We start from the raw sequence: 12302 nt of genomic DNA, 5'->3' as shown, positions 1-12302 counted from the left end.
ACGGCGGCCGGCTCAGCCGCCGGCGACGACGTGGACCAGGGCGCCGGTCGCCCCGGCGACCACCAGGACGACGATGAACGGCGACCGCAGCGCCAGCGCCAGCGCTGCGGCCGCGAGCCCGGCCAGCCGACCGTCGACGACCAGCGCGCCGTCGGTGGTGGCGGCCTGCACCGCGACCAGTGCAGCGAGCAGCGCAGCGGGCACGAAGTCGACGACGCGGGTCACCCACGGCCGCTCCACCCAGGCGGCGGGCACCGAGAGCCCGGCGAGCTTGAGCAGGTAGCAGCCGAGCGACGCCGCCACGACGGTCACCCACAGCGCGGTGCCGGTCATCGGGCCTCCTCCGACGCCACCCGCGGCCGCCCGGCCAGCGCCACCGCGACCACCGCGGCGATCACCTGCACGCCCGCGGGCACGACGGGGGTCAGCGCGAGCGCGACCACCGCGCCGCCCACCGCCACCCGCCGCTGCACGGCCGCCTCGGGGAACGACCACTGCAGCCGCGGCCACAGCAGCGCCAGGAAGGCGGCCGGGACGACGGCGTCCAGGGCGGCCAGGGCGGCCCCGGACAGCGCCGCGGCCCCGAGCGAGCCGACCACGGTCGTGGCGTTCCAGACCAGGAAGATCGTGCCGCCGCCGGACAGGAAGGCCAGCCGGGCAAGCGCCCGGTCGGGGGCGGCGATCGCCAGCGCCGTCGTCTCGTCGATGACCCAGTGCGCCGCTCCGACCCGGCGGAGCACGCCGCGCGGCCGCAGCAGCGGCAGCATCCGGACGCCGTAGACGGTGTTGCGGGTACCCAGCAGCAGCGCGCTGCCGACCGCGGCGAGCCCGCTGCCACCCGCGCCCAGCACGCCGACCAGGGCGAACTGCGAGGCGCCGGTGAACATCAGCAGCGACATCGTCATGGCCTGCCACAGATCCAGCCCGGCCGCGTCGGCCGCGGCACCGAAGGCCGCGCCGTAGAGACCCACCGCGAGCCCCAGCCCGACCGCGTCGCGCAGGGTGGCGGAACGATCTGCGGACACGGTGACCGAGGCTAACGACCCGGTCCGACACGGCGGCGGCTCGGGGGGCGGGGCACGGCGCCGAGACCGGTGCGGGCTGCGGGACGGATCACGCTCCGGCGGGCGGTTCCGGATCCTGGCCGCCGTACAGTGGCAGGAGACCCGTGTGCGCAGGTCGCCGTCGCCTCTCGGCGGGCCGGACCGGGTCCCCCGCCGAAGGAGACAGCCGCAACGATGTCCGCCCCGCTGACCGGCGCGCCGGCGCTCGACGCCGTCAACGCCGCCCTGGCCACCGTGCAGGACCCGGAGATCAACCGCCCGCTCACCGAGCTGGGCATGGTCAAGGACGTGCAGATCGGCGCCGACGGCGCCGTCCGGGTCGAGGTGTACCTGACCGTCTCGGGCTGCCCCATGCGCGAGACGATCACCAACCGGGTCACCCAGGCGGTGTCGGCCGTCGCCGGCGTCACCTCGGTCCAGGTCGGCCTCGACGTGATGAACGACGAGCAGCGCGCCGAGCTGCGCCGCACCGTCCGCGGCACCGACGCCGCCGACCCGGTCATCCCGTTCGCCCAGCCCGGCTCGCTGACCCGCGTGTACGCCGTCGCCTCCGGCAAGGGCGGCGTCGGCAAGTCGTCGGTCACGGTCAACCTGGCCGCCGCGCTGTCCCGGCGCGGCCTGTCGGTCGGCGTCGTGGACGCCGACATCTACGGCCACTCGGTGCCGCGGATGCTCGGGGTCGACGACAAGCCCACCCAGGTCGACAACATGATCATGCCGCCGCAGGCCTACGGCGTGAAGGTCATCTCGATCGGCATGTTCACCCCGGGCAACACCCCCGTGGTGTGGCGCGGGCCGATGCTGCACCGCGCGCTGCAGCAGTTCCTCGCCGACGTGTGGTGGGGCGACCTCGACGTCCTCCTGCTCGACCTGCCGCCCGGCACCGGCGACGTCGCCATCTCCATCGCCCAGCTGCTGCCCAACGCCGAGATCCTCGTCGTGACGACGCCGCAGCTGGCCGCCGCCGAGGTGGCCGAGCGGGCCGGCGCGATCGCCACCCAGACCCACCAGCAGGTCGTCGGCGTCATCGAGAACATGTCGTGGCTGGAGCTGCCCGACGGCTCCCGCATGGAGGTCTTCGGCTCCGGTGGCGGCCAGACGGTCTCCGACGCGCTGACCCGCACCCTCGGTGCACGCGTGCCGCTGCTCGGCCAGATCCCCCTGGACACGCGGGTCCGCGAGGCGGGCGACGCCGGTGCGCCGGTCGTGCTCGCCGAGCCGGAGTCGCCGGCCGCCATGGCGCTGGCCGCGATCGCCGAAGGCCTCGCCAGCCGTCAGCGCGGGCTGTCCGGGATGTCGCTGGGGCTCACGCCCGTCCGCCGCTAGCCGGACGCGACAGCGGCCCGGTCCCCTCATCGGAGGGGACCGGGCCGCTGATCACGTCGCGTCGGGGTCGAACGGGGGCGGCGTGTTGGCGTCCCGGGTGCGGACCGCGTCGCGCGCGGCCACCGCGGCTCCGGCGCCCCCCTTGGTGAGGCCCACCGTCCCGCTGACGCTGCCCCGCCGGAGTGGTGGCTCGTCGTCGTCGCCCAGCAACTGGTTCTTGATGAACGTCCGCGGGTGGTACTGCCGTAGGTCGAGGTCGCGCAGCTTCGCGAGGTCGTCACCCAGTGACTCGTCGACCTGGGCCCGGACGCCGGTGATCGCCGAGCGGGCCTTCTTGAGGCCGGCGGCGGCGTCCTTCGCGAGGTCCGGCAGCCGCTCGGGCCCGAAGATGAAGAGCGCAGCCAGGGCGAGGACGATGATCTCGCCCCAGCCGATCGAGTCGAACACGCGCGCCTCCCTCCTCCTGCGGACCCCCTGACCGCCGAGGCCTCAAGACTAGGCGGACGGGGCCGCCCGGTCAGTGCCCAGTCCGGGGGGTGTCTCAGGCCTGGTCGAGCGTGGCCTGGACCGTGGTCGAGGACCCGTTGCGGATCAGCTCGAGGGTGACCGTCTCCCCGGGGTCGTGCGCGTCGATGGCGACGACCAGCTCCTCGGAGCTGCCGACCGCGTCGTCGTCCACCGCGATGATGACGTCCTGCTCCTGGATCCCGGCCTCGGCCGCGCCGCTGCCGGGCTCGACGTTGACGACCAGGGCGCCGTCGCGGGTGCCGTCGGTCACCGAGCGCGCGTTCACCCCGAGCGCGGCGTGCACGGCCTGACCGGTGGTGATCAGCTGCTGGGCGATGTCGCGGACGGCGTCGATCGGGATGGCGAACCCGAGGCCCACGCTGCCCCCGCCGAGCGAGGCGATGGCAGTGTTGATGCCGATGAGCTCGCCGGAGGCGTTGACCAGCGCGCCGCCGGAGTTGCCGGGGTTGATCGGGGCGTCGGTCTGCACGGCGCTGATGACGGCGTTCGTGTCGCTGCCCTCCCCCGAAAGCCGCACCGGCCGGTCCAGGGCGCTCACGATCCCGCTGGTCACAGTGCCGGCCAGACCCAGCGGGGAGCCGACGGCCACGACCGGGTCGCCGACCACGACGGCGTCCGAGCTGCCGAGCGCGGCGGTCAGCAGCCCGGGCTTCTCCACCTTGAGGACGGCGACGTCGCTGGCCGGGTCGCGGCCGACGATGCGGGCCGCCGAGCCGCTGCCGTCGGAGAACACCGCGCGGATCTCGGCGCCCTCGACGCCGTCGGCGCCGGAGATGACGTGGTTGTTGGTGACGATGTAGCCGTTGGCGCCGTCGATGACGACGCCGGACCCGGTGGCGCCGGCCTGGCCGAGCCGCACCTCGACGGAGACCACCGTGGGGGTCACCCGCTCGGCGATGTCGGAGACCGAACCCGGCTCGCGGGCGATCCCCTCGTCGGTCTGGTTGAGCTGGGTGTCCGGGGCCAGCAGCGGCTCCTCGGTGGCGGTGCGGGTCAGCAGGTAGCCGGCCGCCCCGCCCGCGGCGCCCACGAGCAGGACGGCGAGCAGCACGAGCACCGACAGCCGGACCGTCAGGTCGCGCAGCCGCAGCCGCTTGCGACCCTTCGCGTCGACGACGACCGGGCCTTCCTGCTCCTCGGGCTCCTCGAACACCGCCGGGCCGGTGAGCCCGGCCGGCGCGTGCGGGTCCCGCCAGGGGTCGTTGCGGGCGTCGGGTTTCCACCACGGGCCGGTGGCGGTGCGCCGCCGTCCGGGCCGCCCACCGGGCGGCTCCTGCAGGCCGCGCTGTCCCGGTCCGGCGGGCGCGAAGGCACGCAGCACCGCCTCCGGCGGCGGTGGCGGGACCGGACGGGCCGGCGGCAGGGGACGGTCGCCGGCGAAGCTGCCGGAGATCGCGGCCGGGCGGCCGAAGGCGGCCTGCTGGGCCGGGCTCGGCGGCGGGACGGAGGCCCCCGCCGGCCGGGGGTGGGCCGGTGGCGGGTCGAAGCCGCCGACGCCGTCCCGCGGGCGGGCGAAGACCTCGTCGGGAACCGGGTCGGCGGGCGCCGGCCGCGGCTCCTCCGGGGTCTGCGGGGTCTCGGGCAGCGGGTCCTCCCCGGCCGGGGGGTCGGTGCGGCTGGTCAGGGCGTCCCGCCCGGCGTGCCGGGTGCGGGTGACCCGCCGGCGCCGACGGTCATCGCGCGCACCACCGGCGGCACGATCTCGGTGCGCACCTCCGCCGGGGAGTCGGCGACCGAGGCCGGCACGGAGCGGTCGCGGTCGGCACCGGCGGCGGGCAGGTTGAGGGCGAGGACGGCGACACCGAGCCCCAGCCCGGCCAGCGCGCCGCCCATGCCGCGGCGCAGCCACCGTGCCTGGTGCGGCCGTGCGGGAGCCGGGGCGGGCGGGTCCAGCGGCACCGACCAGGAGCCGGACGCGCCGCTGACGGTCAGCTGCCCGGGGCCCGCGCTGAGCGCACCGAGTCCCCCGCCGGTGCCGGGGACGTCGGTGGTGAAGGGGATGGCCCGCAACCGGGACAGGAGGTCACCGGGCACCGCGACCTCGGAGCAGGTGTGCAGCGCCTCCTTGGCCTCGCGCTGGGCCTGGACGGCCATCCGGCACTGCGCGCACCCGGTGAGGTGCCGGGCCGCGCGCGCCGCCGGACCGCCGGCCAGCTCGCCGTCGACCAGGGCCGCGATCGCCTCCTGCGCGAGGTGGCTCTCGGGGATGTTCACCCGGCGCCCCCCTCGACGACGCCCACGGCGGCACCCGGGCGGCGCGGGGCGAGGTGCGCGAGGGCCTCGCGCAGCTGCACGCGGCCGCGGTGGATGCGGCTGCGCACCGTGCCGAGCTTGATCCCCAGGGTCGCCGCGATCTCCTCGTAGGTCAGACCCTCGATGTCGCAGAGGACGACGGCGACGCGGAACTCCGGGGAGAGCGCGTCCAGCGCCGCCTGCACCTGGGGATCGAGGTGGGTGTCGGTGTAGACCTGCTCCGGGCTGGGCGAGGTGCCGGGCAGCCGCTCGGTGTCCTCGGGCAGCGCGTCGAACCGGATCCGCTGCCGGCGGCGGACCATGTCGAGGAACAGGTTGGTCGTGATGCGGTGCAGCCAGCCCTCGAAGGTGCCGGGCGAGAAGTCGGCGAGCGAGCGGAAGACCCGGACGAACGTCTCCTGGGTCAGGTCCTCGGCGTCCTGCGGGTTGCCCGAGAGCCGGTAGGCCAGCCGGTAGACCCGCGCGGAGTGGTCGCGGACGACCTGCTCCCACGTCGGCGCGACCCAGACGTCCGCCGCCGGGCCGGGCTCGTCGGGCGCGGCGGCCGGCTGGACGGGGGAAGCGGGGTCGGACACCCCACCAGGATCGCAGACGGACGTCGTCGGCGACTCCCCGCCGTCGGCGGTTCGGGGTCTGACTCCTCGCTCAGGGCGCACGTCAGGACCAACGGGCCGGCGACGGGGTGGTGTTCCCGTTCACAGGACACTCACAGCTGCGCCGGTCGCGGGCCGTCGCGGCCGGGAGGGCCACTACCCTCGCCCGGTGATGAGCGCCGGTGATCGAGGAGCGGAGCGGCCGCGACCGGGCGGCGACGGCGCCGCGTACGCCGACCGCTTCGCGACCGAGACCCCCGAACTGGTGGCCGCCCGGTCCCGCGCCGCGCAGCTCGGCGGCCCGGCGCCCGTCGAGCCCGCGGTGGGCGCCACGCTCGCCGTCCTGGCCGCCGGTGGCGGCGCCCGCTCGGTCGTCTCCATCGGCAGCGGCGGGGGCGTCGCCGGGCTCTGGCTGCTGCGGGGGATGCGGACCGACGGCGTCCTCACGGCGCTGGACGGCGACCCCGAGCAGCTGCGCGCCGCCCGCCGGGCGTTCACCGAGGCGGGCTTCCCGGCCGGCCGCACCCGGATGATCTTCGGGACACCCGGCGAGGTGCTGCCCCGGCTCTCGCCGGGCGCCTACGACATGGTGGTCTGCGCCGGCGCGCCGACCGAGTACGCCGCGCACCTGGACGCCCTGCTCGAGCTGGTGCGGATCGGCGGCACGCTGGCCTGCCACGGCCTGCTCGAGGGCAACCGGATCGCCGACCGGGCCGCGCGCGACGCGCAGACGGTGACCTGGCGGGAGCTCGCCCGCGCCGTCCGGGAGCACGAGGACCTCACGTCCGCCGTCCTGCCGATCGGCGCCGGACTGCTGGTCGCCACCAGGCGCCGCTAGGAACGGACCCCGCCCTCCCCGCCCCGCGCACCCTCGGGGCGGTGCCCTGGTCGGGGCCGGTGCAGGGACACCAGTGGTGGGAGCGGGGGGGGCCGCCTCAGACGAACGCGCGGGACCCCTTGCCGAGGACGGTCACCCCGCCCGCGCTGACGTGGTAGCGCTCGGCGTCCCCGACCAGGTCGACGCCGACCCGCGCCCACGGCGGGACGACGACGTTCTTGTCGAGGATGGCCTTCCGGACGTAGGCGCCCTCACCGACGTAGACGCCGTCCATGAGCACGCTGTCCTCCACGCGGGCGCCGCGCTCGACCCGCACGCCCGGCGCGATGACCGAGTTGTGCACCGAGCCGCCGCCGATGATCGCGCCCGCGCTGACCATCGACTCCTCCGCCCGCCCGCCGAGGACGAACTTCGCCGGCGGCAGCTGCGGGGGCGAGGTGAGGATCGGCCACCGGTCGTTGTAGAGGTTGAACACCGGGGTGACCGACACGAGGTCCATGTGGGCGTCGAAGTAGGAGTCGATCGTCCCGACGTCCCGCCAGTAGCCGTGGTCGCGCTCGGTGGTGCCGGGGACGATGTTGGTGGAGAAGTCGTAGACCCACGCGTCCCCGGCGTCCGACAGCATCGGCATGATCGAGCCGCCCATGTCGTGGACGGAGTTCTCGTCCTCGGCGTCGGCGCGCAGGGCCTCGAGCAGGGCGTCGGTGCTGAACACGTAGTTGCCCATCGAGGCGAAGCTCTCCTCGGGAGAGTCCGGCAGCCCCGGCGGGTCGGCCGGCTTCTCGAGGAAGCCGCGCACCCGGCCGTCGGCGTCGGCGTCGATCACCCCGAACTCGGTGGCCTCGGCGCGCGGCACCCGCAGCCCGGCGATCGTCACGCCGGCGCCGGTCTGCAGGTGCTGGTCGATCATCTGCGCCGGGTCCATCCGGTACACGTGGTCGGCCCCGAAGACCATGACGATGTCCGGCCGGGCGTCGTAGATCAGGTTGAGGCTCTGGAAGATCGCGTCGGCGCTGCCGGTGTACCAGCGCGGTCCGAGCCGCTGCTGCGCCGGCACGGGGGTGATGTAGTTGCCCAGCATCTGCGACAGCCGCCACGTCGTGGTGATGTGCCGGTCGAGGCTGTGGCTCTTGTACTGGGTGAGGACCGCGATCTGCCGGACCTCGGCGTTGACGAGGTTCGACAGCACGAAGTCGATGAGCCGGTAGTTGCCACCGAAGGGCACCGCCGGTTTGGCCCGGTCCGCGGTGAGCGGGGCCAACCGCTTGCCCTCACCGCCGGCCAGGACGATGCCGAGAACCCGAGGACCGCCACGCATGTGACGCAACGTAGCTGCTGAACGGGGTCGTCGCCGCACCACGGTGCGCGGCGGTGCCCCCTAGGGTGAGCCGGTGCGCATCGGGATCGTGACCCGCGAGTGGCCGCCGGACGTCTACGGAGGGGCGGGGGTGCACGTCGAGCACCTCGTGGCGGCGCTCCGGGCGCTCCCTGCCGGCCCCGAACTCGACGTCCACTGTTTCGGCGATCCGCGCGCGGACGCGACCGGTCACGCCGTCCCGGCGGGGCTGCAGGCGGCCAACGGCGCGCTGCAGGCGCTCGGGGTGGACGTCGAGATCGCCGGCGCCCTGGCCGGGGTCGACCTCGTGCACAGCCACACCTGGTACGCCAACGCCGCCGGGCTGTTCGCCGGCCTGGTGCACGGCGTGCCGCACGTGGTGACCGCCCACTCCCTGGAGCCGCGCCGGCCGTGGAAGGCCGACCAGCTCGGCGGCGGGTACCGGCTCTCCTCGTGGGTGGAGCGCACGGCCTACCTGGCCGCCGACGCGGTGGTCGCCGTCAGCAACGGCATGCGGGCCGACGTGCTCGACGCCTATCCCGACCTCGACCCCGAGCGGGTGCACGTCGTCGGCAACGGCGTGGACGCCGACGCCTACCGGCCGGTGCAGGACCCCGGCGTCGTCCGGTCCCTGGGCGTGGACCCCGACCGCCCCTACGCGCTGTTCGTCGGGCGGATCACCCGGCAGAAGGGGGTGATGCACCTGCTCGCCGCCGCCGAGCAGCTGCCGGCCGGCGCCGGCCTGGTGCTCTGCGCCGGCGCGGCCGACACCCCCGCCGAGCGGCAGCAGGTCGCCGACGCGGTGGCCGCGCTGCAGGCCCGGCGGGACGGCGTCGTGTGGATCGAGGCGATGCTGCCGCGCGAGCAGCTCGTCCCGCTGATCACCGCGGCGACCGTCTTCGTCGTCCCGTCGGTGTACGAGCCGCTGGGCATCGTCAACCTCGAGGCCGCCGCCTGCGGCACCGCCGTCGTCGCCAGCGCGGTCGGCGGCATCCCGGAGGTGGTCGACGACGGCCGCACCGGGCTGCTGGTGCCCTACACCCCCGAGGACGAGGCGACGTTCGAAGCGGGTCTGGCCGCCCGGATCGCCGAGCTGCTGGCCGACCCGGCCCGGGCCGCGACCATGGGCGCCGCGGGGCGGGAGCGGGTGCTCGCGGAGTTCGGCTGGCCGGCGATCGCGCAGCAGACCGTGGGGGTCTACTCCGCCGTGCTGTCCACGCGCGGCTGATCCGCCGCGCCGCTGGTACCGTTCCCCCGCCGGCCACCGAGCCGGCGGCGCACGATCAGCGAAGTCCGGTGCGAACCCGGTGCTGTCCCGCAACTGTGATGGTCGCCCGTCGACCTGAGCCAGATCGCCTGCCGTGCGCCCTGTTCCGACCCTCGCGGCAAGGGTCGCGCATCGGGCGTCGGGCGCCCTGTGGGCGGCGCCTGCCGCCTCCCGAGAGGCCTCCGTTGCCCAGCACCGTCTCCCGCCGGCTCGCCCCCGCCGCGCTGCTGCTCCCCCTGCTCCTCGTCACGTCGGCGTGCGCCGGCGACGACGCCGCTGGCGACACCGCCGGCGCCTCCCCGAGTGCCGCCGAGGACTTCCCGGTCACCGTGACCGGCGACGACGGCGAGCTCACCCTGGACCAGCGGCCGGAGAACATCGTGTCGATGTCGGCCACCGCGACCGAGATGCTCTTCGCCGTGGGCGCCGGCGAGCAGGTGGAGGCCGTGGACAGCACGTCGAACTTCCCGGCCGAGGCGCCGGTGACCGACCTGTCGAGCTTCACGCCCAACGCCGAGGCGATCGCCGCGTACTCCCCCGACCTGGTCGTGCTCAGCGACGACCTCAACGGCATCGTCGCCGCCCTCGACGCCCTCGAGGTGCCCACCCTCCTCCTGGGCGCCGCCGGCAGCCTCGACGACAGCTACGCCCAGCTGCAGACCCTCGGCGACGCGACCGGCCACGCCGACGAGGCCACCGAGGTCGTCGCCGACGTGCAGGAGCGGATCCAGGCCGCCGTCGCCTCGGTCCCGGCCGAGGCGCAGGGCATGCGGGTCTACCACGAGCTCGACCCGAGTTTCTTCTCCGCGACCAGCGAGACGTTCATCGGCGGGATCTACTCGCTCTTCGGCCTGGAGAACATCGCCGACGGCGCCGCCGACACCGCCGGCGGGTACCCGCAGCTGTCCGCCGAGTACGTCGTCGGCCAGGCGCCCGACGTCGTCGTGCTCGCCGACACGGTGTGCTGCGCGCAGGACGCGGCCGCGCTCGCCCAGCGCCCCGCGTTCGACACGGTGCCCGCGGTGCAGGAGGGCCGGGTGCTCGAGGCCGACGACGACATCGCCTCCCGGTGGGGGCCGCGGGTCGCGGACTTCGCCGAGGACGTCGCCGGGGTCCTGCAGGGCTGACCGGCACGGCGATGACGGCCACCACGGGCGGCACCCGCAGCCCCGCAGCACCCGCGCCCGCCCGCCGCCGGCACCGGGCCGCACTGGTGCTGTGGGGCTCGGCTGCGGCGCTCGTGCTGGCCATGCTGGCCGGCGTCTGGGTGGGGGCGCTGCCGCTCCCTCCCGGCGCGGTCGTCGCCACCCTCGCCGACCGCGCCCTCGCGCCGCTGGGCGTGGAGGTGCCCGGCGGCCTCGAGGGCACCGGCGCGGCGGTGCTGCTGCAGCTCCGGCTGCCCCGCGTCGTGCTGGCCGCGCTCGTCGGCGCGGGGCTGGCCGTGTCGGGTGCGGCCTACCAGGGCGTCTTCCGCAACCCGCTGGCCGACCCGTACCTGCTCGGCGCGGCCGCCGGGGCCGGGCTGGGCGCGACCCTGGTGATCGCGTACGCGCCCGGCACGTCCCTGGGGCCGTTCGGCGTGGTCCCGCTGGCCGCCTTCGCGGGGGCGCTGGTCGGCGTCGGGGCCGCGTTGGTGCTCGGCACGGCGGCCGGCGGGTCGCACAGCGCCACCCTGCTGCTCGCGGGGATCGCGGTCGCCTCCTTCCTCGCCGCGGCGCAGACGCTGGTGCAGCAGCAGAACACCGACGACCTGCGGGAGGTCTACGGCTGGCTGCTCGGCCAGCTGGGCCGGGCGCAGTGGACCGACGTCGTGCTCGTCCTGCCCTACCTGGGCGCGGCCTGCCTCGTGCTGCTGCTGTGCGGGCGGGCCCTCGACGTGCTCGCCGTCGGCGACGACGAGGCGCGGTCCCTCGGCGTCCACCCCGGGCGGCTGCGGCTGCTGGTCATCGTCGCCGCGTCGCTGGCCACCGCCTCGGCCGTGGCGGTGAGCGGGCTGATCGGGTTCGTCGGGCTGGTCGTCCCGCACATCGCCCGCCGCCTGGTCGGCGGGTCCAACGCGCGGGTGCTGCCCACGGCGCTGCTCACCGGCGGGGCCTTCCTCGTGCTGGCCGACCTGGTCGCGCGGGTGGCCCTGGCCCCGGCCGAACTGCCCATCGGCGTGGTGACCGCCTTCGTCGGGGCGCCCTTCTTCGCCGGGCTGCTCTGGGTCGGGGCGCGGCACCGGTGACGCCCCGCGGCGGGGCCAGCGTCGAGGTCGTCGGGCTGTCGGCGGCCTATGGGCGCACGCGCGTGCTGTCCGACGTCCGGCTCGCGGTGGAGCCCGGCGGGTGGACGGCGGTCATCGGCCCCAACGGCTCGGGCAAGTCCACCCTGCTGCGCGCGGTGCTCCGCTTCCACCCGCACGAGGGGATGGTGCGGGTCGACGGCGTCCCCACGGGCGGGATGCCCCGCCGGGAGCGCGCCCGGCAGCTGGCCTACGCCCCCCAGCGCCCGATCGTCCCGGAGGGCGTCACGACCGGGGACTACGTGACCCTGGGCCGCACCCCCCACCGCGCGCTGCTGGCGGCGCCCCGCCACGTGGACCGGCAGGTCGTCGCCGACGTGATGGAGCGGCTGGAGCTCTCCGGGTTGGCCGACCGGCTGCTGTCCACCCTCTCCGGAGGCGAGCAGCAGCGCGCCGTGCTGGCCCGGGCGCTGGCGCAGCAGCCGCGGGTCCTGCTGCTCGACGAGCCGACCGCCGCGCTCGACCTCGGCCACGCCCAGCAGGTGCTGGACCTGGTCGACCGGCTCCGCCGGCAGGACGGGCTCACCGTGCTGAGCACGCTGCACGACCTCAGCCTCGCCGGGCAGTACGCCGACCGGCTGGCCCTGCTGTCGGAGGGACGGGTGGTGGCCGAGGGCCGGCCGGCCGAGGTCCTGACCGCCGAGGCGCTGCAGCGGCACTACGGAGCCCGCGCCGAGGTCGTCCCCGGCCCGTTCGGCCCCGCCGTCCTCCCGCTCCGCGCCCCGGGGGACGACGGGGCGTGAGTCGTCGCCGGGGTCCCGGCACCCGGCCCGCTGACGTCCCGATTCACCCGGTGCGGAACGTCGGCGTGCC

The 12302-nt window shown here is 75.9% G+C and carries 13 protein-coding genes; 6 read left to right on the top strand and 7 right to left on the bottom strand.

Annotated elements, in window-relative coordinates:
- Positions 1 to 12: 12 nt before the first annotated feature.
- Positions 13 to 333, bottom strand: coding sequence for an AzlD domain-containing protein (locus MY520_RS02990; protein WP_436689936.1), 321 nt, complete (start codon positions 331 to 333; stop codon positions 13 to 15).
- Entirely contained in the window at positions 330 to 1025 is a 696-nt protein-coding gene (locus MY520_RS02985) for an AzlC family ABC transporter permease (protein WP_436689934.1), read from the bottom strand. The genes MY520_RS02990 and MY520_RS02985 overlap by 4 nt, the downstream gene beginning before the upstream one ends.
- 213 nt (positions 1026 to 1238) lie before the next feature.
- Between MY520_RS02985 and MY520_RS02980 the strand changes: the two genes are divergently transcribed.
- Positions 1239 to 2390 carry an Mrp/NBP35 family ATP-binding protein gene (locus MY520_RS02980; RefSeq protein WP_436689932.1) on the top strand — a complete coding sequence of 384 codons (1152 nt, stop codon included), beginning with the start codon at positions 1239 to 1241 and terminating at the stop codon, positions 2388 to 2390.
- Between the two features lie 51 nt (positions 2391 to 2441).
- On the opposite strand, the gene MY520_RS02975 is transcribed toward MY520_RS02980, so the two are convergent.
- From MY520_RS02975 to sigE, 4 genes are all read right to left on the bottom strand, one after another.
- Complete coding sequence (locus MY520_RS02975) at positions 2442 to 2837, bottom strand: twin-arginine translocase TatA/TatE family subunit (RefSeq protein WP_436689930.1); 396 nt, start codon at positions 2835 to 2837, stop codon at positions 2442 to 2444.
- 94 nt (positions 2838 to 2931) lie between these two features.
- The gene (locus MY520_RS02970) at positions 2932 to 4239 is read right to left on the bottom strand and encodes a S1C family serine protease (RefSeq protein ID WP_436689927.1); all 1308 of its coding nucleotides are present in this window, start codon (positions 4237 to 4239) and stop codon (positions 2932 to 2934) included.
- Positions 4240 to 4538: 299 nt separating this feature from the next.
- A complete protein-coding gene (locus MY520_RS02965; RefSeq protein ID WP_436689925.1) occupies positions 4539 to 5132 on the bottom strand; it encodes a zf-HC2 domain-containing protein in 594 nt (197 codons plus the stop codon).
- Positions 5129 to 5746 (bottom strand): RNA polymerase sigma factor SigE, encoded by a 618-nt coding sequence (gene sigE, locus MY520_RS02960; RefSeq protein WP_436689923.1) that lies wholly within the window; start codon positions 5744 to 5746, stop codon positions 5129 to 5131. Before sigE ends, MY520_RS02965 begins: the two co-directional genes overlap by 4 nt.
- A gap of 190 nt (positions 5747 to 5936) precedes the next feature.
- Here sigE and MY520_RS02955 point away from each other — a divergent pair, with 190 nt between their 5' ends.
- Positions 5937 to 6602 (top strand): O-methyltransferase, encoded by a 666-nt coding sequence (locus MY520_RS02955; RefSeq protein WP_436689921.1) that lies wholly within the window; start codon positions 5937 to 5939, stop codon positions 6600 to 6602.
- A 97-nt stretch (positions 6603 to 6699) separates the two neighbouring features.
- On the opposite strand, the gene glgC is transcribed toward MY520_RS02955, so the two are convergent.
- Positions 6700 to 7920 carry a glucose-1-phosphate adenylyltransferase gene (gene glgC / locus MY520_RS02950; protein ID WP_436689919.1) on the bottom strand — a complete coding sequence of 407 codons (1221 nt, stop codon included), beginning with the start codon at positions 7918 to 7920 and terminating at the stop codon, positions 6700 to 6702.
- A 73-nt stretch (positions 7921 to 7993) separates the two neighbouring features.
- Between glgC and glgA the strand changes: the two genes are divergently transcribed.
- The 4 genes from glgA to MY520_RS02930 all read left to right on the top strand — a co-directional run bounded on the left by glgA (position 7994) and on the right by MY520_RS02930 (position 12232).
- The gene (glgA, locus tag MY520_RS02945; protein ID WP_436689917.1) at positions 7994 to 9166 is read left to right on the top strand and encodes a glycogen synthase; all 1173 of its coding nucleotides are present in this window, start codon (positions 7994 to 7996) and stop codon (positions 9164 to 9166) included.
- Between the two features lie 224 nt (positions 9167 to 9390).
- Positions 9391 to 10332, top strand: a complete 942-nt coding sequence (locus MY520_RS02940; protein ID WP_436689915.1) for an ABC transporter substrate-binding protein — start codon at positions 9391 to 9393, stop codon at positions 10330 to 10332.
- Between the two features lie 11 nt (positions 10333 to 10343).
- Positions 10344 to 11432 (top strand): FecCD family ABC transporter permease, encoded by a 1089-nt coding sequence (locus tag MY520_RS02935; RefSeq protein ID WP_436689913.1) that lies wholly within the window; start codon positions 10344 to 10346, stop codon positions 11430 to 11432.
- Complete coding sequence (locus tag MY520_RS02930) at positions 11429 to 12232, top strand: ABC transporter ATP-binding protein (protein WP_436689911.1); 804 nt, start codon at positions 11429 to 11431, stop codon at positions 12230 to 12232. Before MY520_RS02935 ends, MY520_RS02930 begins: the two co-directional genes overlap by 4 nt.
- Positions 12233 to 12302: the final 70 nt, after the last annotated feature.

The sequence above is a fragment of the Geodermatophilus sp. CPCC 205506 genome (genome assembly GCF_051383635.1).
Classification (GTDB): Bacteria; Actinomycetota; Actinomycetes; order Mycobacteriales; family Geodermatophilaceae; genus Geodermatophilus.
Note: the sequence above shows the minus strand (reverse complement) of the source record. Positions and strands in the feature narration are given on the sequence as shown.